The sequence below is a fragment of the Pseudothermotoga sp. U03pept genome, from assembly GCF_051235805.1.
GTDB lineage: Bacteria > Thermotogota > Thermotogae > Thermotogales > DSM-5069 > Pseudothermotoga_B.
Genome location: NZ_JBPNXV010000001.1, coordinates 1 through 21,183, shown reverse-complemented (window position 1 = coordinate 21,183; position 21,183 = coordinate 1). Strand labels below are relative to the sequence as shown.

At 42.2% G+C, this 21,183-nt stretch carries 22 protein-coding genes; 7 read left to right on the top strand and 15 right to left on the bottom strand.

Going from position 1 to position 21,183, the window contains the following annotated elements; translation table 11 throughout:
* Nucleotides 1-14: 14 nt before the first annotated feature.
* Entirely contained in the window at nucleotides 15-1,307 is a 1,293-nt protein-coding gene (locus tag ACSFC1_RS00110; protein ID WP_435564112.1) for an ABC transporter substrate-binding protein, read from the bottom strand.
* Nucleotides 1,304-1,987, bottom strand: a complete 684-nt coding sequence (locus tag ACSFC1_RS00105) for an N-acetylmannosamine-6-phosphate 2-epimerase (protein ID WP_435564111.1) — start codon at nucleotides 1,985-1,987, stop codon at nucleotides 1,304-1,306. The genes ACSFC1_RS00110 and ACSFC1_RS00105 overlap by 4 nt, the downstream gene beginning before the upstream one ends.
* Before the next feature lie 592 nt (nucleotides 1,988-2,579).
* Here ACSFC1_RS00105 and ACSFC1_RS00100 point away from each other — a divergent pair.
* The 6 genes from ACSFC1_RS00100 to ACSFC1_RS00075 all read left to right on the top strand — a co-directional run bounded on the left by ACSFC1_RS00100 (nucleotide 2,580) and on the right by ACSFC1_RS00075 (nucleotide 10,387).
* Nucleotides 2,580-3,623, top strand: coding sequence for a GntR family transcriptional regulator (locus tag ACSFC1_RS00100; RefSeq protein WP_435564110.1), 1,044 nt, complete (start codon nucleotides 2,580-2,582; stop codon nucleotides 3,621-3,623).
* A gap of 153 nt (nucleotides 3,624-3,776) precedes the next feature.
* Nucleotides 3,777-5,078 (top strand): ABC transporter substrate-binding protein, encoded by a 1,302-nt coding sequence (locus ACSFC1_RS00095; RefSeq protein ID WP_435564109.1) that lies wholly within the window; start codon nucleotides 3,777-3,779, stop codon nucleotides 5,076-5,078.
* 230 nt (nucleotides 5,079-5,308) lie between these two features.
* Nucleotides 5,309-5,458, top strand: coding sequence for an RRXRR domain-containing protein (locus ACSFC1_RS00090; RefSeq protein ID WP_435565950.1), 150 nt, complete (start codon nucleotides 5,309-5,311; stop codon nucleotides 5,456-5,458).
* Nucleotides 5,459-5,564: 106 nt separating this feature from the next.
* Nucleotides 5,565-6,437 (top strand): carbohydrate ABC transporter permease, encoded by an 873-nt coding sequence (locus ACSFC1_RS00085; protein WP_435564108.1) that lies wholly within the window; start codon nucleotides 5,565-5,567, stop codon nucleotides 6,435-6,437.
* 13 nt (nucleotides 6,438-6,450) lie between these two features.
* The gene (locus tag ACSFC1_RS00080; RefSeq protein WP_435564107.1) at nucleotides 6,451-7,281 is read left to right on the top strand and encodes a carbohydrate ABC transporter permease; all 831 of its coding nucleotides are present in this window, start codon (nucleotides 6,451-6,453) and stop codon (nucleotides 7,279-7,281) included.
* Between the two features lie 31 nt (nucleotides 7,282-7,312).
* Nucleotides 7,313-10,387 carry an alpha-mannosidase gene (locus tag ACSFC1_RS00075; RefSeq protein ID WP_435564106.1) on the top strand — a complete coding sequence of 1,025 codons (3,075 nt, stop codon included), beginning with the start codon at nucleotides 7,313-7,315 and terminating at the stop codon, nucleotides 10,385-10,387.
* A 67-nt stretch (nucleotides 10,388-10,454) separates the two neighbouring features.
* Here the strand turns inward: ACSFC1_RS00075 and upp are convergent, their stop codons facing one another.
* From upp to ACSFC1_RS00010, 13 genes are all read right to left on the bottom strand, one after another.
* A complete protein-coding gene (upp, locus tag ACSFC1_RS00070; protein WP_435564105.1) occupies nucleotides 10,455-11,084 on the bottom strand; it encodes a uracil phosphoribosyltransferase in 630 nt (209 codons plus the stop codon).
* A gap of 40 nt (nucleotides 11,085-11,124) precedes the next feature.
* Entirely contained in the window at nucleotides 11,125-11,982 is an 858-nt protein-coding gene (lepB, locus tag ACSFC1_RS00065) for a signal peptidase I (RefSeq protein ID WP_435564104.1), read from the bottom strand.
* A 1-nt stretch (nucleotide 11,983) separates the two neighbouring features.
* Nucleotides 11,984-12,343 carry a 50S ribosomal protein L19 gene (gene rplS, locus ACSFC1_RS00060; protein ID WP_435565949.1) on the bottom strand — a complete coding sequence of 120 codons (360 nt, stop codon included), beginning with the start codon at nucleotides 12,341-12,343 and terminating at the stop codon, nucleotides 11,984-11,986.
* Nucleotides 12,344-12,352: 9 nt separating this feature from the next.
* On the bottom strand, nucleotides 12,353-12,922 hold the full coding sequence (locus ACSFC1_RS00055; protein WP_435564103.1) for an RNA methyltransferase: 570 nt from the start codon (nucleotides 12,920-12,922) through the stop codon (nucleotides 12,353-12,355).
* Nucleotides 12,912-13,652: a tRNA (guanosine(37)-N1)-methyltransferase TrmD gene (trmD, locus tag ACSFC1_RS00050; protein ID WP_435564102.1), complete on the bottom strand. Its 741-nt coding sequence runs from the start codon at nucleotides 13,650-13,652 to the stop codon at nucleotides 12,912-12,914. The genes ACSFC1_RS00055 and trmD overlap by 11 nt, the downstream gene beginning before the upstream one ends.
* Nucleotides 13,652-14,158 (bottom strand): ribosome maturation factor RimM, encoded by a 507-nt coding sequence (rimM, locus tag ACSFC1_RS00045; RefSeq protein ID WP_435564101.1) that lies wholly within the window; start codon nucleotides 14,156-14,158, stop codon nucleotides 13,652-13,654. Before rimM ends, trmD begins: the two co-directional genes overlap by 1 nt.
* Entirely contained in the window at nucleotides 14,155-14,379 is a 225-nt protein-coding gene (locus ACSFC1_RS00040; protein WP_435564100.1) for a KH domain-containing protein, read from the bottom strand. Before ACSFC1_RS00040 ends, rimM begins: the two co-directional genes overlap by 4 nt.
* Nucleotides 14,363-14,659: a 30S ribosomal protein S16 gene (gene rpsP, locus ACSFC1_RS00035; protein WP_435564099.1), complete on the bottom strand. Its 297-nt coding sequence runs from the start codon at nucleotides 14,657-14,659 to the stop codon at nucleotides 14,363-14,365. The genes ACSFC1_RS00040 and rpsP overlap by 17 nt, the downstream gene beginning before the upstream one ends.
* A gap of 14 nt (nucleotides 14,660-14,673) precedes the next feature.
* A complete protein-coding gene (gene ffh, locus ACSFC1_RS00030) occupies nucleotides 14,674-15,975 on the bottom strand; it encodes a signal recognition particle protein (RefSeq protein WP_435564098.1) in 1,302 nt (433 codons plus the stop codon).
* Between the two features lie 204 nt (nucleotides 15,976-16,179).
* Nucleotides 16,180-16,656 (bottom strand): metallophosphoesterase, encoded by a 477-nt coding sequence (locus ACSFC1_RS00025; RefSeq protein ID WP_435564097.1) that lies wholly within the window; start codon nucleotides 16,654-16,656, stop codon nucleotides 16,180-16,182.
* A 181-nt stretch (nucleotides 16,657-16,837) separates the two neighbouring features.
* On the bottom strand, nucleotides 16,838-17,533 hold the full coding sequence (locus tag ACSFC1_RS00020) for an ABC transporter ATP-binding protein (RefSeq protein ID WP_435564096.1): 696 nt from the start codon (nucleotides 17,531-17,533) through the stop codon (nucleotides 16,838-16,840).
* Nucleotides 17,517-18,269 (bottom strand): ABC transporter permease, encoded by a 753-nt coding sequence (locus tag ACSFC1_RS00015; RefSeq protein WP_435564095.1) that lies wholly within the window; start codon nucleotides 18,267-18,269, stop codon nucleotides 17,517-17,519. Before ACSFC1_RS00015 ends, ACSFC1_RS00020 begins: the two co-directional genes overlap by 17 nt.
* A complete protein-coding gene (locus ACSFC1_RS00010) occupies nucleotides 18,247-19,155 on the bottom strand; it encodes an ABC transporter substrate-binding protein (RefSeq protein WP_435564094.1) in 909 nt (302 codons plus the stop codon). Before ACSFC1_RS00010 ends, ACSFC1_RS00015 begins: the two co-directional genes overlap by 23 nt.
* Before the next feature lie 326 nt (nucleotides 19,156-19,481).
* On the opposite strand from ACSFC1_RS00010, the gene ACSFC1_RS00005 reads away from it, so the two are divergent.
* Nucleotides 19,482-21,183, top strand: a 1,702-nt coding sequence (locus ACSFC1_RS00005; RefSeq protein WP_435564093.1) for a methyl-accepting chemotaxis protein, incomplete at its 3' end; no start/stop codon positions are given.

Here is a 21,183-nt window from a genome sequence, read left to right as displayed (position 1 = left end):
ATACGTCACTTCACTCACTTTAGTAAGGCTTCACATTCTTTTTGAATTTGCTCGAGAGCATCCTCCAGATGAATTTGTCCAGTCCAGTATGCTGTCAATTTGTTCGACATAATTTCAAGAATGGCCATTGTTTGCGGGACCGTGGTCTCGACATAGCCATATCTTTTGACATGCTCGGCTATTACCGGAAACTCAGGGCGAATATCACCCATAGCTTTCAAGACTGTTTCCACAGGAGGAATACCCCCATTTACTGCATACATTTTCATAGCTTCTTCAGTTGTTAAGAAGGACAGGAACTTTAGGGCTGCATCCTTCTTCTTGCTGTATTTGCTAAGAGCTACACCAAGGCAATGAACATGAGTAGATGGCCTTGGCCCAGGCACAGGAGCAAGCCCGACTTTGTCGAAAACTAAGGGTGATTCGTTCTTATCAGTCAGTATACGGTAAGCGGCAGACCACTGAATCATCATAAAGGCATTGCCAGTCTTAAAAGCCTCGTTTGCTTCGCCAAATTCATATGTAGTTACTCCGGGTGGTACTGTTCCCATGTCATAAAGTTCTCTAAACAGAAGACCGGCAACTTTTGCCGCATCTGTCCTTATGCTGAATTTACCTTCTGTGTCAAACCACTGACCTCCCATGGACCAAAGAACATCGTTCCATATCATGATGTTGTAAACCAGATTTTTCATTTGTAGAACATTTCCATACGCTGTTGGAGAATCTGGATTATACTTTTTTGTGAAAAAGAGGGCTACTGCTTTGTAGTCGTCCCAGGTCCATTCTTCTGGTCTTTTAGGAGACAACTTTTTACCTAAGTACTTCACACTCAGCTCTTCGTATCTTTTGATCCATGCAGGATCACTCATCAGCCTATCGAGCAAATCCCTTCGGTAATACAAGAAATGGTTGCTGACGTCCAAGGGTAGGCCATAAACAAGTCCTTCGTAAGACATGCTTTCGACTGCTGATGCGATGAATAACTCTGGCTTCAGATCAAAACCTTCCAAGGCTACCAGATGGGGCGCAAGCCTACCTATTATGTAAGTCGTAACAAAAACTATGTCCACAGAGGATGATCTAGCATTGAGCAAAGTTTCTTGTTTTTCCCAAAAGCCTTCTCTTGAGAAATTCACAACTTCAACTTCAATCCCTATCTGTTTTCCAACAGTGGAATTCCAGTGAGCCACGACTTTTTCCATCGCCTCACTTTCTGGTCCTGGCCAATAAACCATAGTTACCTTGTTAACAGAAAAAGCTAAAACCACGATTGCTACAATCAGCAAAATCAACAATTTCCTCATCCATCATCCCTCCCCTTTATGAAAGTGGTTGAACCCTCCACGAATTTCTTAACAACCAACCAAGGTCTTGTTATGGCAGTTCCTATGACAACAGCGTGCGCACCCATTTGAAAAGCGAGTCGTACCTCATCAACGGTAAAATAACCACCTTCAGCTATTACAGGTATTTCAAATCTTGCACAGAGTCTTCCCACAAGAGCAATGTTTGGTAAGATAACATCTTTTGTGTAAGCTGTATATCCAGACAAAGTTGTTGCTATGTAATCCGGCTTGAGGGGAGCTATCATTTCTGCATCGTTTTCATCGGCGATGTCTGCTATGATACCAGCCGTAGGAAAAGCTGATCGTATCTGTTCGAAAAGTTCATACAAGGGAATTGGTCTTTCTCTTCTCGTACAGTCAAGCGCTACAAAATCAGCGCCAGCTTCTATAACACTTTTTGCATGTTCAAAAGTAGGAGTTATGAATGCTTCGTAATTTCTGTCTTTAACCAAGCCAATAATTGGAATGTGAACTGAATGTTTGACGGCTCTCACGTGTTTTGCATCATTTGTTCTAATTGCCACTGCACCAGCAAATTCAGCAGCTTTTGCCATGTTCACAACAAATGAGATGTCTTGCACAGGATCTCCGGGTTCTAACTGACAGCTTATTATTATGCCTCGAGGTAATTCTCTCACTTCATCTCCCACCTTTGGAGTTTATTTCCACATCTCATTATATATTTGGAGATTATTTCTGTCAATAGTCATAACAACATCTCGTAACAATTCTCTGTGGTGTCATAATGAGGGTTAATACCTTTCCTATAACAATGATGCTGACCTCGTTTTTCGTCAGAGCAAACCTGATCGTCTCCTCAGATCTTGATCCGACTGAACTGGCATTTGTCCTTCACATTTCTGCAGTCTTTCAACGTTTGCAAGAGCAAACACCCATCATCAAGGATAGAGAGGTTTCTATGCCATAAGCCTTTAAGTTATCCAGTTTCTGTAATATGTGTAATAAGAGATTAGCTTCACATTTCAGGCAAATACGTCCTTTCAGCCAACAACAGACGTCAATTTGCGAAATTGTGCAAAACCTTCTTAGTAACTTGTGCTTTTTTACCAAAAATGAAATTATCCTGTCTCTTGCATTCATCGCATGATCTGCGATCACGTCAAGCTTCATTGCTGTATACTTGAGAATAGATCCATTGTGTTCGTGCTACACAGACAGAGTACACAGGATTCTTTCGTTCGTACGGAACGCAAAAAGGGAGGAGTATACATGAAGCCTGCTTATATTCTGATAATGGATTATATAAAGGCCAAGATTCTTTCCAAGGAATTGAGACCTGGAGATAAGGTCCCGTCGGAAAATGAACTGGCGAGAATGTTCAACGTCAGCAGACTAACAGCCAGAAAGGCGCTCGAGAACCTTGAATACGAGGGTATAGTAACACGAATCCAAGGTTTGGGAACCTTTGTAGCATCTGTTCATGAACAGTTGAAGGGTGTAAGGATTGGGGTGTTGATAACAAACTATCAAGACACTCGCGCTTCAATGTTGTTTGGGATTGTAAGAACTTTCCAGAAATTCTCTATCGATGTTATCCCTTTCAATTTAGACGCACTTTTCACCAACACAATTCATGAAGAAAGAATGTTAAGAGAACTTCTGAAACTTGAAATAAAAGGTTTGATAATAGAACCTCGCATCAGTTCTCTTTCTGACACTTTGTTACTAGGTTTGATCAACGAAAACTTTCCTGTTGTGTTCGTCGACAGAATAATTGAAGGCTTTCCAAAGGTACCCGTCGTTTATTCCGATAATCGAAACGGGGGGCAGATAGTCGGCAAACACATGAAAAAACATCATGTAAAAAGCGCTCTCTTTGTGACAGAAGAACCATTTGATGTTTCCAGCGTCAAAGAGAGATTTGATGGACTCAAGGATGAAGTCACAGAGATCACGTGGAAGATGATCACTGACTTTGATAAGGACTTCCACAGTGCTGTGAAGACTGTCCAGAGAGAGGGTCTCGAGGCTGTATTTTTCTGCAATGACTATCTTGCGATCAGAGGCATTACATACTTGAAGGAATACGGGTACAAAATCCCTGCAGATATAAGTGTGTATGGTTTCGACGATCTGAGAGTCAGTCTCTATGCATATCCCAGATTGACCACTGTTCATCAAGATTTCCAGGCCATGGGTGAACTAGCCGCACTACAGTTGGTCAAAATTTTCTTAGGAGAACCACTTGAATTTGAGGAACGTGTACCTGTGAGTTTAATAGTGAGAGAATCATGTGGTTGTAACAAGTTGTAATGGTGAGTTTTTCTTTGTAGCATCTTGTATATACAAGGATAATCAGGTATAACTGGCTAAATTCAAATAATACTACCGTCAATTAGGTTTGACATATTCTATAAAACAATGTAGCATTTTCGTCGGAAACCTTACTTCTATGGAGGTGAAAGCATGAAGAAATTCCTCACGGTCCTCGTTCTCAGTTTGGCACTCTGCGTTTTGGGGGAAGTAGTTGAGATCACATTTTGGCACAGTATGACAAACCCTGTAGAAAGAGAAAGCATAGCTGGAATCGTGGCAGAGTTTAACAAAACACATCCAGGAATCAAAGTGAATATTGTCATCGTTCCGGGATCAGAAACCGAAATTACGAAACTCATGACAGCGGTTGCCGGTGGAACTGGGCCTGATGTGTATTATCTTGATCGCTTTACCGTGGCACAAAGAGCCGCATATGGGGTTCTCGAGCCATTACAGGACTATCTCGTTCAACTTGGTTACGACATCGGTAAATTGAAAGAGCAGTTCTTCAACTTTGCGACTGAAGAATGCCTGTGGAATAATAAGATGTGGGCTCTGCCATGGGACACTGACAACAGAGCTCTGTACTACAACAAAAAACTCTTTAAAGAGGCTGGATTGGATCCTAACAAACCTCCCGTGACTTTGAAAGAATTAGAGGAATATGCTGAGAAACTCACAAAGAAGGCAGCAGGAAGATATACTCAGGTTGGCTTCATACCGTGGGCATTCCAAGGGTGGCATTATACATGGGGTTGGGCTTTTGGAGGTACTTTCTACAACGCTCAAAGTCAGAAACTAGTCTTTGCCGATGATCCAAGAATTGTGAAAGCTTTTGAATGGCTCGGAGAATGGGCGAAGAAATACAACATAAAAGAATTAGAAGCTTTCGTTTCTTCGTTTGGAATGAGTTTCTCAGGAGCAAGCATAGGTGGGGCAGAACCAATAAACCCATTTTTGGCTGGGAAACTCGCGATGGTAGTAGATGGGAACTGGCTACTCGCTCAAATAATGCAATTAGCTCCAAAAGACTTCGAATTCGGTATAGCTTCCATACCTGCTCCAGAATACGGTGAGAAAAACAGCACTTGGGCAGGAGGATGGTCGCTTGTTATACCAAAGGGGGCAAAGCATCCAAAAGAAGCAGCAGAGTTTATCCATTACATGGCGACAAAAGGACAGATAAAATTCGCCGCTGACACCCAACATCTCCCCACTTTGAAAGAAGCCGTCCCAGGACTTCTGAGTGTTTCCCCATCAGAGCAGAAAATCTTCGCTGATCTGCTGCCAACCGCTCATGTAAGACCGCCTCTTCCAGTTGGAGCTTTACTCTGGGACGAGCTCACTAACGCAATGCAAGCAGTTATTTATGGTGAAAAGACTGCAGCTGAAGCACTTAAGAATGCACAAGAAAAAGTGCAGAAAGAACTCGATAAATGGTTAACTAAATGAGAGAAAAATGAAAAATCACACAGCCGCTCTTGTAAGAAGAGTGGCTGTTCCTTTCATAGGTTCAGGAAAGCAGATGTGGTCAACTACCGCCGCTTAAAGAAGTGGAGGCTTGAAAAGTCTTAGCCAGGGGGCATCAGCTCTATCGGGCTACATTAGACAGTCGGAGTGCTGTTCAAGTTCAGGCTTTCTCATGCAAGTTTAAAAAGTCCTAAGGAGGCTTGCTGTTTGTAGTGTATGTAATTTCAAAGACACAAAAACCACTAATGCCAATAGAAAGGCACGGCAAAGTAAGAAGGCTTTTAATGCAGAAACTTGTAAAGGCAGTCGAGCGAGAATCGTTTACTATCAAGCCGCTATACAATACACTTCAGGGAAGATAGATAACAGTGCAAAACATAAAGGGAGGGCAAAGACGTTAATGTTAGAAAGGAGGAAAGAGCGCATTGCTCTGCATCTTGCAGAAGGTGGAGTTCGTTGCGCTCGTATATGATGAAAAAGCACAAACAGTTTCTCACAGCTATGCTTTTCGTTCTGCCGGGAATAATAGGCCTTTTGGTCTTCAGAATATACCCAATTTTCGCTTCATTCTTCTTCAGTTTTACCGAGTATCATATAACCTTGCCACCGAAATGGGTAGGATTCGATAATTTCAAGGAGCTATTTCATGATCCTCTTTTCTTAAAAAGTCTTCAGAATACATTCGTGTATTTCATCGGTTTGGTCCCCGTTGGCTTAATAGTTGGAATCTTGCTTGCTCTACTGCTTGTGAAAGATTTCAAAGGTATAAGTTTTTTCAGAGCAGTAATGTACATGCCGTCCGTGGTTCCCATTTATGCATTCGCTGTGGTCGCTCTGAATTTTTTCAATCCATACCTGGGCCTTGTGAATGGATTTCTTGCGAAATTCGGTATCTCAGGTCCTCTATGGACAGCAGACGACAAACTTGTCAAACTCACAATAATTCTCATCGCACAATGGGGTGCAGGTCAACAAGCGATGATACTCATGGCAGCAATGAAAGATATTCCGAAGGAGTTTTATGAAAGTGCATTAATAGATGGGGCAAACAGATGGCAAGTTTTCAGAAAAGTAACTTTGCCATTGATAACCCCAGCTATTTTGTACTATTTCATCACTTCTTCTATTCTTGCACTTCAATTTTTCGAACTACCTCAGATCATGTTTGGTGGAGGGCCAAACAACGCCAGTCTATCGATAGCAATATATCTCTACAGACATGCCTTCAGATATGGGAACATGGGATATGCTTCTGCAATGGCATGGTTTATATTTTTGATCTCCCTTGGAATATGCGTCTTCTATTTCAAAACGTCAAGAAAATGGGTTTTCTACAGCTGAGGAGGGGACTTCGATGAAAAGAGGAGCAGACGTGAGAACTCTCTTACATGTGATATTCCTAATTTTGGTCACCATAATCTATATGGCACCTTTCTTCTGGATGATTTCCACTTCTCTGAAACCGAACTATGAACTGTATGAATTCCCTCCGAAACTGATTCCATCAGTTGTTGAATTTACCAACTATTCGAAAGCTGTGCACAGGTTCCCATTCTTTGTATACTTCAGAAACAGTTTGATGATAGCAGGAGGTGCTGTCTTAGGTGCTCTGATTTCTTGCCCACTGGTTGCATATGGATTGTCAGTTCTCAAATGGCGGGGTCGGGAAATAGTTTTCTATGCCATTCTAGCAACCATCATGCTGCCAAGTGCTGTCACGTTGATACCAACCTTTTTGATCTTCAGTAGGCTAAATATGGTCAATACTTTCTGGCCTCTAATTCTTCCGTCTTTTTTCGGACACCCGTTTTACATCTTTCTCATCCGTCAGTTCTTTCTCACGCTTCCGCGTGACTTATTCGAGGCTGCTAAGATAGACGGTGCTTCAGAATTTCAAACATATTTCAAGATAGCACTTCCGCTGATTAAACCCACTCTCGTAATAGTTGGGCTTTTCCAGTTCATAGCCTCGTGGAACGATTATCTTGGACCTCTGATATATCTTACAGATGAGAAGAAATATCCATTAGCTCTTGGATTGCCCCAGTTTCTGGATAGATATGGAACGCTCTGGAATCAAATGATGGCCGCTGCAACTATAGCCGTCGTCCCTACTCTGATTTTCTTCGTTTTCACACAGAAACATCTGTTGGAAAGTATAAAGTTTACTGGGTTAAAAGGATAGAAAATTCCAAAACAGCAGGGAGGAACTTATCGTGGGTGAGAAACTTTTCTACAGACTTCTCAAGAATATTTCAGAAATTCTTCCTTACACAATTGTGGAACAAAGACCGCTCAATTCCTGGGATTTCACCAATGGTCCACTTGAGGAAAAACCAACTGAATACGAGCGAAAGGTCGATTTTCCATTCAGATGGGACTTCGAAAAAGCGCCAGTCTGGTTTGCAAGAGATTTGGAACCTATCTCACCTCAGAAAGGACAGAAAGTTTACTTGAGACTGTGGTTTGGTGGAGAAAGTCTCATATTAGTAGATGGGAAATTATATGGTGAAATAAACGAACATCACAAATTGATCAACATTACAAACCTTCGTGATGAAAAAATCCATCGTGTGGAAGCACAAGTGATGCCAAGAGGTTTATTCGGTAAACCACAAGAACCACTTTTCACAGAAGCCTTTTTACTCATTGTGGACGAAGAAATCTCAGAAATACTGAAAACAGCGGAAATTGCCCTCAGAACGGCAAATATCCTTGAAGGACACGTATCAAGAAAGATCTTCGATATCTGTGATGAATTTCTTTCGGGTCTGTGGGTACCAAGAGATACAAGAACATACCTGAGAACTGCCCAGCAAGACATAGGAATTAAGGGAGAAATAGAGAGCGTCTGGAATGCACCGAAATTCGAAGATTTCACAGGAATCAAACTACAAGAAGAACTGAAAGAAGAATTGATCAAAGGATATAAAACCTTCAAAAGCAAGCTTGAAGAACTTAAAAAAGAATATCCACCTGCCGGAACAGTTCACCTCACCGGACATTCACACATAGACTATGCCTGGTTGTGGCCAGTAGAAGAAACTAAAAGGAAAATCGCCAGAACGGTGGCAAACGCAGTTGCGCTGTCAAGAATGTTCCCGGAATTTGTCTTCTCGCAGTCTTCTGCCCAGATATACTGTGATTTGAAAGAGAAATATCCTGAACTATTCGAGAGTGTTAAAGAGCTTGTAAGACAGAACAAATGGGAACCAGCGGGTGGCATGTGGGTAGAATCGGATTGCAACATTCCGAATGTTGAATCCATGATAAGACAGTTCTACTATGGTCAGAGATTTTTTGAAAGAGAATTCGGAAAGAAAAGCAGAGTTTGCTGGTTACCCGACGTTTTCGGCTTTTCCTGGGTACTGCCGCAGATTCTCAGGCAAGCCGGGATTGAGTACTTCGTCACAACAAAGCTGAACTGGAACGACACAAATGAATTTCCCTACGATCTCTGCATCTGGCGTGGAATAGATGGTTCTGAAGTTTTGTACTGCAGTTTTAACAATCCTAACGAAGGCTACAATGGCAAGATAGACCCCGATACGATATACAAAACCTGGAAGAATTTTAGACAGAAAGAACTGACAGACAGGGTACTTCTTTCTTTTGGCTACGGTGATGGTGGTGGTGGTCCTACCGAAGAGATGTTGCAAAACTATCGTATCCTAAAGGAATTTCCGAATCTTCCAAGACTCGAAATCCAAAGTGTTGAGAAATATTTCGAGTCGTTACAACTTCAGAAGAATCTTCCAATCTGGGACGATGAACTTTATCTTGAGTGTCACAGAGGCACTTATACCTCTCAGTCAAATGTAAAAAAACTCCACAAAGAGGCAGAAGATGCCCTTTATCTTGCAGAAATCGCTTCTGCCTTTTGTACAGATAACTATTCGACTGAATTAGACGAGCTGTGGAAAATCGTCTTGAGAAACGAGTTTCACGACATTCTACCTGGTTCGTCGATCAAAGAAGTGTACCAAGATGCTGAAAAAGAACTTTCATATGTAAAGAGAAAAGCCACAGAGATTTTCGAAGAAGCTCTTGATCATTTGACTATAGACAAAAGCGCAAATGTGATTTCTATCTTCAATCCTTCTTCATTCCCCAAGAAATGTGTTTTTTCTTTGAACGAAAACCTTAAACTATCCTTCGATGAAAGATCTGTACTCACCCAGAAAACCTTCGATGGTAGATACATTTACTTTATCGATCGTGAGATTGAACCGCTTTCAAAAATAGAACTGAACGTTTGCGGAATAAACAGCGACTGGTCTGAGCAGCCCAAAGAAGGTAACTGCTATTCAATGGAAAACGAGTATCTGAAAATCTCTGTGAAAGAAGATGGAACCATACAAATATACGATAAGAAATTAGAGAAATTAGCATTCAACGACCACGGGAACATTTTAAAAATGCACAAGAACATTCCTTATTATTGGGACAACTGGGATATAGCAGATGGTGTAGAAAGAACAGGCTTTGAACTAAAGGCTTCCAGAATATCAAGAATCGAGTCAGGACCTGTAAGAGAAATTATCAGAGTAGAATACGAAGCTGAAGGAAGTAAGATTACACAGGACTATATTCTCGTGAAAAACTCGAAGAGATTGGATATCAAAACAAAGATCGATTGGCACACGAGGAGAGCTTTGCTCAGAGCATATTTTCCAAGCACCGTTTTAACAAGAAAAGCAAGATTCGATATCTCAGGTGGATTCATTGAAAGGCCCACTCACAAGAACTCAAAACACGAACAAGCCCGTTTTGAAGTCCCTGCACATAGATGGGTTGATCTGTCCCAGACAGACTTTGGAGTGGCAATCTTGAACGACGGGAAATACGGTTACACAGTTGATCAGAATGTTGTAGGATTATCACTCATAAAAGCTGGAATATTCCCCGATTTCTTTGCAGATGAGGGCTTTCACGAGTTCACATATTCTGTATACATCCACTCCGACAATGAGATCAAGACGGTGGTCAAGGAATCAGAGGATTTGAACAAACCGCTTATTGTTGCAAGAGGGAGATTGACAATACCTCAATGCTTGTTAAAGATATCACCCAACAACTTCAAGCTAACAAGCCTCAGAAAAAACGAACATGGAGATATCGTGTTGAGATTGGTAGAGATACTCGGAACATCCGGCAGACTTCTGTTGCAAACTCCCTGGAATGATAAAACGTTGCAGTTAGCTAATATTCTCGAAGAAGAAAGACAAACTGTCGACTTCCCATTGGAATTTCATCCATTCAAAATCTACACCTTTATTTTCGAATCATGAGTTTTTGAGAATCTATCTCGCTCATCATAACTAGCTGAATGAGCACAAGAAGAGCGGCATTAGCCGCTCATTTTGTTCTGTACAATCTATCGCCTGCGTCACCTAAACCAGGCAAGATGTACCCATGCTCATTCAGTTGCCTGTCAAGAGCTGCCGTGTATATGGGAACATCAGGACAATGAATCTCGAACTGTCGGACACCTTCTGGTGCGGCGATGAGGGAAACAAAAATTACGTTCGCTGCTCCTTTTTCTTTAAGTATTTTCACTGCGTGTACACCAGAAAATCCGGTTGCAAGCATTGGATCGAGCACGAAAACTGCTGTCGCGTCTCTCACATTTGGCAACTTGCAGTAATATTCAACAGGCCTCAAAGTCTGAGGATCTCTGTAGACACCGATATGACCAACAGAGGCATTCGGCAAAAGTTCCAAGATACTGTCTACCATGCCAAGGCCTGCACGGAGTATGGGAACGACTACAACTTTTTTGTCCTCGATCGCATATCCTGTGGTCTTTTCAAGGGGTGTTTCAATTTCAAATTGAAGTGTCTCGATCTTTCTTGTTGCTTCGTAAGCAAGAAGAAAAGTTATTTCTCTAAGAAGTTCGCGAAATTCCTTTGGACCGGTTGATTTGTTTCTCATTATTGTAAGTTTGTGCTTAATCAGTGGATGATCCACTATGTTGAGATTGTTCATCTTTATACCCCCTATTGACAAAAATAAAAGGGGAGAAAAACTATCTCCCCTGTACTGGTCCGAAATTTTTCAATGGCCATATGCGCAATATGGGTCTTCCAATGAGGTGATCTACCGGTACAAATCCAAAGTACCTGCTGTCAAAACTGTCTTTGCTGTTGTCACCCATCATGAAGTAGAAACCTTGAGGTACTTCTACTTCTATACCATTTGAGGTTTTGCGTACGTACTTGGACAAGTCTATATCTCTGTAGATTTCATCGTAGGTTTTGTCAAACGGTATTCCCAACGGTACAGGGTACATACCACCAACAACGGAGAAAACAAGATTTGCCGTGTACGAGTTCTGCCTTGCCAGGTTTTGCAAAAACGCCCTGTACTCAGTGGTCTTTTCTCTCAAGCGACTTGCCTCGATGAAAAGTTTCAAAAGGTCGGGATTCTCAAAGATCCCCTCAGGTGCATACACTCTTTTCTCAAAACCATCGGGAATCTTACCGTTCACGAAAAGATGGTAATTCCCATCCTCACCCAGCTTTATCTGTAAAACATCGCCAGCTTTTCCAACAAGTCTCTTGACATACTTTACATGTCCTTTGAACTTTGCCGGGGCGAAAAGATCCATGAATTTGTCGAACCAGCGAAGCATTGTCTGGGCGCGTTCATCGATGAAAGGTGACCAAAAAACGACAATATCGCCTATCTCAGGTTCCCGAGCAGTATAGGTGATCTTCTCAATGAACAGTCTGTCGCCAATGTTGATCGTGGGAATCATCGAACCAGTTGGTACAAGCATCGTCTCAAAAACAAACAGCCTGATGATCGTGGCTGCAACAATGGCATAGAGCAGGGCTTTTCCCCACTCTATTGCCTCTTTCTTTAAACTTCTTTTCGGAGCCATCTTACTCCTTGGACTCCTTCTCTTTGCGTTCCTTGAGTTTGATCTTGCCCTTGACATCTCTTATGTAGTACAACTTCGCACGACGCGCTAACGATTTTCTCACCACTTCGATTTTTTCAACAACTGGTGCGTGATATGGAAATGTCCTTTCGACACCTACTCCGCCGCTGGCAATCTTTCTGACGGTAAAGGTTTTGCCCAAACCAGAACCTCTGATACTGATCACTATTCCTTCGAAAACCTGTATTCTCTCTTTACCACCTTCGACGACTTTGACATGAACTCTCACAGTGTCACCTGGTCTGAACTCTGGCAACTGCTTGTACTGATCTTTTTCAACTATCCTCACGAGGTTGTCCATGCTCATAGTTTATCCCTCCTTTTCTCCAATAAGCCTGTCGATGATTATCGCTGCTGCCGCCCTAACCGAAAGATGGTTGTAATCAGATCCCGCACGAATTGGCTCCAGCGCATAGTCACAGATCTGTAGAACTTCATTGGCTAAGCCCCAGCTGGTACCAAGAAATATTAGAACAGGTCTATCAGTGGTTCTAATCAAAGACCGTGCCTCTTGATAACTCAAAGAATTTTGCCTCTTCCTAGCTGAGGTGAAAAACTTCAATGGTTCCTTACCTGTGTCCTGTTTTATGCTTTCAAGAACCTCTTCTATGTATGATCTTATTTCAACAAGTTCAAGAGCCTGGGTTCTACTGAAATTCCTCTCTCTGCCATAACTATCGATCCAATATCTGAGTACCGTTCTGACAACTTCTTGTTGCGCAGGAAGATTTGTCACCACATAATACTTTTTCAGATTGTAAGTTCGCGCTGTCCTAGCAATATCATGCACATCGAGATTTGTAACGGCACTTGAGACAATTCTACCATCTTTCCCAAGGACAGGATAATGTATCAACGCTACTCGTACATCACTCAGCATTGTCTTTCAACTCCCTAATAAGCCAAATCAGAGCTTTTTTCTCTTGCTCTGAGAATTGCCTTTTTATGAAAAGATCTGGTCTACGTAGTGCCGTTCTCTTCAGACTTTCTGCAGTCCTATACAGCTCTATTTTCTCATGATCTCCACTCAGGAGAATCTCTGGGACCTTCATACCGTTGAAATCCGCCGGACGTGTGTAATGAGGATAATCCAGTAAATCGCTGTAAAAGGAATCTCTCTTCACAGATTCCTCTTCGACCACCTTTGGTACAAACCTACTCACAACATCACAGATCACCATTGCCGCGAGCTCTCCACCGCTGAGAACATAGTCTCCTATTGATAACTCAAGATCTACGATCTTGCTTACTCGCTCATCAACGCCCTCATATCTCCCACAGAAGATCAATAAATTCTCCTTCTGTGAAAGACTTTTCGCAACGCTGTTATCAAATCTTATTCCCTGCGGTGAGGTCAAGACTGTAAAGAGACCACCGTACTTTTCACTGCAGTAATTGTAAACCCTGAAAAATGGCTCTGGTTTCATCACCATACCAGGACCTCCACCGTAAGGATAATCGTCGACGACTCTGTGCTTATCTTCTGTGAAATCTCTGAAATTCAAAATCTCTATTTGCAGTACCTCGTTCTTCACAGCTTGACCAATGACTCCGTATTCCCTGACTGAAGCTACAAACTCTGGAAAGATGGTCGCTATCAAAATTCTCATTAAATCCACTCCGGCATCTTGACAACCAAACGCCTTTGTCTCTCAAATCCTATCACGTAATCGTGTATCATCGGCAGCAAGATCTCTTGTTCGTTGTTTTTCACCACTATAACTTCATTGGAACCTGTGGTGATGATGTCACAAATCTTGCCCAAAAAATCGCCGTTTTGATCATAGACATCTAAATCGAGTAATTCGTAGTAGTAATATTCATCAGGTGAATTCAACCTTGGCAAATTCTCGACTTTCACAACCAAATCAAGTCCCACGATCTGTTTTGCAGTTCTTTCGTCGTCAATTCCAACTAATTTGGCAAGGAATGTTTTTCCACTTCTCTTGATATGCTCTAACTCAACTTTGTACACTTCATTGCGAGAACTGTCGTATATGAAAAGTTCTTTCAGCTCTTTGAAGATCTCAAGCACATTTGTCGTTGGTTTAATTCTTACATCTCCAAATAAGCCGTGCGTTTTTGCGATTGTACCAACAACAACGTAGTCTTTCACCTTATCACCCTTAGAGTGAAATCTTCGTTGTCCAAAAGTGCTGATAGCAAAACTTTGAGAGACTTAATCGTTCTGCCATCCTTGCCAATTACTTGACCTACGTCTTCTTCGTTCACCACTATCTCGATGACTTTACTGTCATTTTCATCAAACTCTACTACAACGACGTCTTCAGGGTGTTTCACTATACCCTTGAGAATGTACTCAACTAACTCCTTCATCACTTTTCTCCTTTTTCGCGTATTTGATCTCGTGAACTTTCTTCAGAACCCCAGCTTTGCTCAGAATATCTGCAACCGTGTCACTCGGCTGCGCTCCTTTTAGAATCCACTCAGTTGCTTTCTCGACGTTTAGATTGATTTGTGCAGGTTCTTTGAGAGGGTTGTAATACCCAATAGACTCGATGTACGCTCCGTCACGTTTTTTCCTTGAGTCCACCACTACGATCCTGTAGAAAGGCATGTGCCTCTTTCCCATGCGAGTTAATCTTATCCTTACCACCTTTACACCTCCTGTCATATTTTGAACGGAAGTCTGAGCTTCCCGTGTTTTAACCTCTTCATCATCTCTTTCATCTCTTCATAAGATTTGAGGAGTTTGTTCACATCTTGAACCGTTGTGCCGCTACCCTTTGCTATCCTTTGCTTTCTGCTCGCGTTCAAAACCCTGGGATTTCTTCTTTCCTCTGGCGTCATGGAATTGATTATCGCTTCGACGCGTTTTAACTGTTGTTCACTCGCTTGTAGATCCACTTTTGGTGCACCAGGCAACATCTCCATCAGCGATGAGAGAGGACCAAGCTTTTTCATCTCTTTGAGTTGCTCTTGAAAATCTTCGAGCGTGAACTCGGCTTGTAACATCTTCTTCCCCATTTTTTCCATCTTCTGCGCATCGAGTTCTTTCTCTGCTTTTTCGATCAAAGTCAGTACATCACCCATACCGAGAATTCTCGCTGCAACTCTATCTGGGTGAAACTGTTCAAATGCATCTATCTTTTCTCCAACACCAACGAATTTCACAGGTTTTCCCGTGACATGACTGATTGAAAGAATCACACCACCACGCGCATCTCCATCCATTTTGGTTACGATGAAACCAGTGAGCTCAAGTCTTCTGTTGAACTCCGCTGCAGAATTAACCGCATCTTGTCCAACCATCGCATCGACGACCATGAGAATCTCATCTGGCTGTGACAGTTCTCTAACTTGCTCCAGCTCTCTCATCATCTCATCGTCTATATGGAGTCTGCCGGCTGTGTCGAGAATGATCACGTTGTACTGTGAGTTCTTGGCATGTTGGAGAGCTTCTTTCACTATCTTCACAGGATCCTTTCTGTCTCCTACGAAAACATTCACTTGAATGGATCTGCCGAGCTTTTCAAGTTGGTCTATCGCTGCAGGTCTGTATGTATCAGCAGCAACGAGCAGGACATTCCTACCAGATCTTCTCAGATGGTTTGCAAGTTTTGCGGCTGTGGTAGTCTTTCCACTTCCCTGAAGACCCACGAGCATCACAACAGAGGGATGGTGCTTCAAATTCAAAGGCACAGCAGAGTTCCCCATTATGTTTATCAGCTCATCACGAACGATCTTGATGAACTGCTGATCAGGAGTGAAACTTTTCAGCACTTCTTCACCGAGTGCCTTTTCTTTCACGGAATCTATGAATTCTTTTACAACTTTGAAGTTCACATCAGCTTCGAGCAGAGACAGTTTAACCTGCCTGACTGCTTCGCTGATATTCTTTTCGGTCAATCTTCCCTGACCAGTTATTGATTTGAATATTTTGCCTAACTTCTCCTGAAGATTCTCAAACACAGCAAACACCTCTCTGAATGTTAAACCATAAACCAGGGAAAATCAATTAAAAACAGTGCACATAAGAAACGGCTTGTCCACTTTTATATTACACATATGTTGCAATAGTTGGGTGTGTTATCCGAATGCACAAATCAAAGCAATTCAAATGTAATATACACTTCGAAGGTCCAGAAATAAATGACTTTCCAGATAATACATCTTTCAGGCTCGATAAAGCTCTACTTCTTTGGTCTGCGGGTTTACAAAGACGACCGTTGCCTCCTTGGCAAGATAGCCACTCGCATCACCTGGGTTTATCAAGACCGTTTTTTCGGTTCTTCTCATGTCTACTCTGTGTGTATGTCCATAAAAAATAAAGTCGTAGTAATTCGATTCCAGCAACGCATCGAGGGCAGAAGGTTCGTGCATCAAAAGTATTCTGTAACCATCGATCAAGAGTTCGAGTGGTCCTTTTCTGATCCTTCCAGAGGACTTTTGATTGAGCAGAATGATCTCTCCGTCGTTGTTGCCAAAGACACCATGCAGATCGAAGCCATCGTTCATAATCTCACTCAGCGCAAATGGCGAAACGATATCCCCACAATGAAACACATGGGTGACACCTCTTCTAATTGCCTCTTCAATGAAATGTCTTATCTTTAAGAGATTGTCGTGAGTGTCAGAGATCACCATCCACATCTTAACCCCTCCTTCAACGATCAGTTAGATCGAAAACCTTACCCCTTGGTAGAATCGTCCTATCAAATGATAACACCTTTGCAGAACAAAGCTCTTCATTGTTGGATCACAGGTGGACTCTGAATCATCGAAATATACACGCAGAAAGCTATCTGGGAATCTTTTCTAAACAGAAGTTGAGTCAACGATCGTTTTCTCTCTCCAGTGAGAGAATTCTTTGTTCTACGTGCAGAAGCTCGGGATCGAACAGATCGCCGATTTCTCTGTCAAGATCAATTCGTTCGACTATCGTCGCTGGCTGACCGGCAAGGACATATATCCTTTGAGATAGACAAGCTGCTTCTCTTATGTCGTGAGTGACCAATATGTATGTCGTACCAACCTTTTTCAGTATCACTCGTAGATCGTCGATCAACTTTGACTTTGTCACAAGATCCAAGCTCTGAAACGGTTCATCGAAAAGAATCAAACCAGGATTCGTTACTATAGCCCGCGCCAAATTCAGCCTCTGCCTCATGCCACCGCTCAGCTTTCTTGGCTTGTAATCTTTGAAACTCTCAAGACCAACGAGCCTTAAGACGTCAAGTATCTTCTCATCTTCCTCACACACAAAGAACAGATTTTCATATGCCGTACACCAAGGTATCAATCGATCTTCTTGAAAAACATAACCGATTCTCTGAAATTCTCTTTTCACCTCTCCACAACTTGGACTTTCAAGAGATGCGATGATTCGCAAAAGAGTTGTCTTTCCGCAACCCGACTTACCAACTATTGCAACAGACTCTCCTTCACAGACAGTTAAAGTTATGTCTTTGAGTACCTTCAGCTTTCCAAAATCTTTGCACACGTTGGTTAACTCAAGAACTTTTTTCACCAAAATATCTCTCCCAGATTGAAGAAAATATGAGCTCAAGCACAAGTCCAAAGACAACCGCACTCAGGGTAAAGGCAAATACCTTGGGGGTATCTACATAAAACTTTGACTGAAAGATCTGTAATCCAAGTCCATTGTCTCCGATCAAATACTCAGAAACAATAGCAGCCTTCCACATTCCACCAATGCTGAGGTTGATCGTACTGAGCAAGAAAGGTAGAAGCGAACCAAGATAGATCTTCACGAAAACCTTTTTCTTTTTCACAGAATAGACCTTTGCCATCTCAAGCAATCTGATATCCACCGTTCGTACTCCTTCAGCGATGTTGAAGATGGCTAAGGGAAGAAGAGTAATGAACACGATGAAAATCACACTCTTTGAACCTATACCCCATAGGAGTATCACAGTACTCAACCACGAAACGATCGGTACAGATCTAATGACCATCAACAGTGGTCGAAAGAGCTCATAAAAACTCCTAAACACACCTATTAGAAAACCAAGCACCAAACCAATCAGCAATGCGAGAAACAATCCCAAGAAGGCTTTGTAAAAGGTTTGCCATAGATAAAGAAACAATTTTCCAGAACTTGCAAGTTCAAAGATCTGCACAAGTACAGAATGTGGAGCAGGAAAGATCAAAGAACTCCCGACAAACAATGAAGCAATATACCAAACAGCTATCAGAAAAACAGTGCCGAGTAAAAACCACTTAAAACGCGAAAAAGTCGTCATCTGGCACTCTGGGCACAGCCTCTGGTTCTATTTGATTGACAACACTCAGATAGAAGATGATCTCTTCTTTCTTTTCTTTGGCAGAGTTGTACCTATAAATCGTTCTTTCCAGCGCCTGTTCTATGACAGCAGGGTTCATGCCACCCAAATACTTTGCAGAAAGTTCAGAGACCTCTCTTTTATTTTGCATTGCGTAATCAATTGATCTTTTCAGTGCTTCAAGTGCAAATAACAGCTGTTCTGATTTCTCGAGCAGATCACCTCTAACAAAGACTCCCGTTATTGGTAGCTGGGCAGGTTTGCCGGTGAGTTTTGACCAAATCTCTTGTAGATCAAAGGCAATAGATGCAGAGGCGTTCTTCACAGCAAGGGTGACAAATGGTTCAGGAAGAACAGCTATCTTTACCTTTCCCGCACTCATGAGCGCAACTATCTCATTTTGAACCGCATACTTGATCGATGTGTTGGACAAGTTGTACCTACCTATCAAAAACCTTGTCAAAACGTCACCAGTTTGCCCTTTTCCTTGTGGAGTGTAGATCTCTTTGCCATTGAGATCTTCTAAGGAACCAAGCTGTAGATCCTTTGTAACTACGTAGAAACCACTCCAAAGCGTCACAGCAGCAAGTCTCAAATCTACGTTTTTCAAATACAACGTTGTACCTATTGACACAGGCAGAATCACTATGTCAACAGACTTTGCAGTTATCTGGGCGTTCACTTGATCGAGTGTTCTCCAAAAATCGATCTTCAAAGGCACCTCTGATGTGACTCTTCCTTCAAGCAATCCAACTACACTGACTACAGTTGGACCAGCCGGAACAAGTACATTGAAAGAAAAAACACTCACCGATACCAACAACACCAAAATCAGCAGCATCTTCATTCTATCACCTCACTTTTATTTTATATCAAACAAATCATATAAGTAGACCATATGAGTCGATAAACAAAGTCATCAGTTAGCTAAGGTAAACAGCTCTACGCATCCGTCTGCTGTAAAAATACATTATTTAGTTCCAAAAGTTGACATGTCAAAAAACGAACGTATCAGTCTGCAGACCTCTGTGAATTTTACAATTACTACAGTTTATTGCAATGCTGACGAAAATCTAATAGATTAGTATCACCAAGTAGGCTTTTTTTCTAAAATATTCCTTTGTCACACAAGTGTTCAGTAGTTATATAATCCTTTGTAAGGAGGAGGTTTTTGTGAAGAGCTTGAGAGGAAAGATGCTGGTACTGATCTTAGTGCCAGTTGTGGCAATCGTTGCTGTTGTGGCGCTGTTAACTTTTCTTCAGGTCAAGACATCCTTCAGCTCAAATGTTGAGGAAATGGCACTGGAAGTATCAGGTAAGGCATCAGACATTATCGATGAATGGCTCAATGGAATCGTTAAAGAAGTTGAATGGCTTGCTGGTACGAACGCAGTCATGAACGCACTAAAAACCGGCAACTGGGACGATCTGATGAAAAACTACCTACCACCACGTTTGAAGAACAAACCTTACATCGAGATGGCTTTCATAGCCTATCCAGATGGTTCTGCTCCAACTACCTTGGGCAATGTTGCGCAAGTTTCAGACAGAGATTACTTTATCAAAATCATGAAACAAGGACAGGACGTTGCAATAAGTGATGCATTGGTGTCCAGGGCAACGGGAAAGAACGTCTTTGTCGTTGCGGCTGCGGTAAAGGATGAAAACAACAAGACAATTGGTCTTTTTGCTGCGACTGTGTTACTTGACACTATAAGCAAGGTCGCATCAGAGATCAAGATAGGTAAAGCAGGTTACGGTTGGGTCGTCGATTCAACTGGTTTGATCCTTGCACATCCAAACAAGGAAGTTGTTATGAAGCTGAAAATCACAGAGGCTTCTAAGGAAGGCTACAAGGGATTAGAAGAGATGGCAAGAAAGATGCTTGCTGGTGAAAGTGGACTTGGTAAAGTGATCAAACCAGATGGTGAGGTAGATCTTGTCTTTTATACACCAATAAACACCGCAAAGGGTTGGTCCTTTGGTGTCAGTGTTCCTGAAGAGCAAGTACTTGCACAAGTGAACAGACTGACTATGATAGTCTTGTCGCTCTTCATTGGATTGATAGCTATAGCAGCGCTGCTCATATTCTTTGTAGCTTCCTCGATCTCCAAGCCAATAAAGGTGCTTGCAAATAAAGCAGTAGAATTTGGCAAAGGAGATTTGACTGTGAAGTTCGAAGCGAAAGGCAAGGATGAAGTAGCACAAATGGCGCAGGCACTCGAACAGATGGCTGAGTCATTGAAAGAGTCAATGAAGGCAATAACAGAAGGTTCAAACCAGATACATGCTTCTGCAGAGAACCTTGCTTCGACAGCAGAAGAAGTGAGTGCCACATCAGAAGAGTTATCCTCACAGATGGAAGAAGTGAACAAATCAGCACAGAACGCATCTGCATCGATACAAGAGGTAACAAGCGGCATACAAGAAGTTGCAGCAAGTGCACAGAATGTATCTAAATCAGCACAAGAATTGACAGAGAAAGCCTCGCAGGTGAATAGTGCAGCAAAAGAAGGAGAAAAAGCAGTACAGTTGATAGCTCAGATAATCACACAGACAAAAGAGAAAGCCACACAGACAGAGAAAGCAGTCAGTCAACTGAGTGAAAGGGCAAAGAACATAGGAGAGATAGTACAAACGATAAACTCTATAGCAGAGCAAACAAATCTATTGGCATTGAACGCAGCGATAGAGGCAGCACGAGCAGGGGAAGCAGGAAGAGGCTTTGCGGTGGTAGCAGATGAGATAAGAAAACTTGCAGAGGAGAGTAAGAAAGCTACAGACAAGATAGGACAGATCTTGAATCAGATACAACAAGGGGCACAGCAGGCGAGTGTAGCGACGAACGAGACGGTGAATGTAGTAGAGAGGGCGA

Excerpts from the sequence above, each read along its gene's own strand:
- trmD (WP_435564102.1), bottom strand. The coding sequence starts at position 13,652 with ATGAGAATTTTGATAGCGACCATCTTTCCAGAGTTTGTAGCTTCAGTC.
- upp (WP_435564105.1), bottom strand. The coding sequence starts at position 11,084 with ATGAACAATCTCAACATAGTGGATCATCCACTGATTAAGCACAAACTT.
- ACSFC1_RS00040 (WP_435564100.1), bottom strand. The coding sequence starts at position 14,379 with ATGAAGGAGTTAGTTGAGTACATTCTCAAGGGTATAGTGAAACACCCT.
- rplS (WP_435565949.1), bottom strand. The coding sequence starts at position 12,343 with ATGGACAACCTCGTGAGGATAGTTGAAAAAGATCAGTACAAGCAGTTG.
- ACSFC1_RS00110 (WP_435564112.1), bottom strand. The coding sequence starts at position 1,307 with ATGAGGAAATTGTTGATTTTGCTGATTGTAGCAATCGTGGTTTTAGCT.
- ACSFC1_RS00080 (WP_435564107.1), top strand. The coding sequence starts at position 6,451 with ATGAAAAGAGGAGCAGACGTGAGAACTCTCTTACATGTGATATTCCTA.
- ACSFC1_RS00055 (WP_435564103.1), bottom strand. The coding sequence starts at position 12,922 with ATGCTGAGTGATGTACGAGTAGCGTTGATACATTATCCTGTCCTTGGG.
- lepB (WP_435564104.1), bottom strand. The coding sequence starts at position 11,982 with ATGGCTCCGAAAAGAAGTTTAAAGAAAGAGGCAATAGAGTGGGGAAAA.
- ACSFC1_RS00100 (WP_435564110.1), top strand. The coding sequence starts at position 2,580 with ATGAAGCCTGCTTATATTCTGATAATGGATTATATAAAGGCCAAGATT.
- ACSFC1_RS00015 (WP_435564095.1), bottom strand. The coding sequence starts at position 18,269 with ATGACGACTTTTTCGCGTTTTAAGTGGTTTTTACTCGGCACTGTTTTT.
- ACSFC1_RS00085 (WP_435564108.1), top strand. The coding sequence starts at position 5,565 with ATGATGAAAAAGCACAAACAGTTTCTCACAGCTATGCTTTTCGTTCTG.
- ACSFC1_RS00095 (WP_435564109.1), top strand. The coding sequence starts at position 3,777 with ATGAAGAAATTCCTCACGGTCCTCGTTCTCAGTTTGGCACTCTGCGTT.
- ACSFC1_RS00025 (WP_435564097.1), bottom strand. The coding sequence starts at position 16,656 with ATGTGGATGGTGATCTCTGACACTCACGACAATCTCTTAAAGATAAGA.
- ACSFC1_RS00010 (WP_435564094.1), bottom strand. The coding sequence starts at position 19,155 with ATGAAGATGCTGCTGATTTTGGTGTTGTTGGTATCGGTGAGTGTTTTT.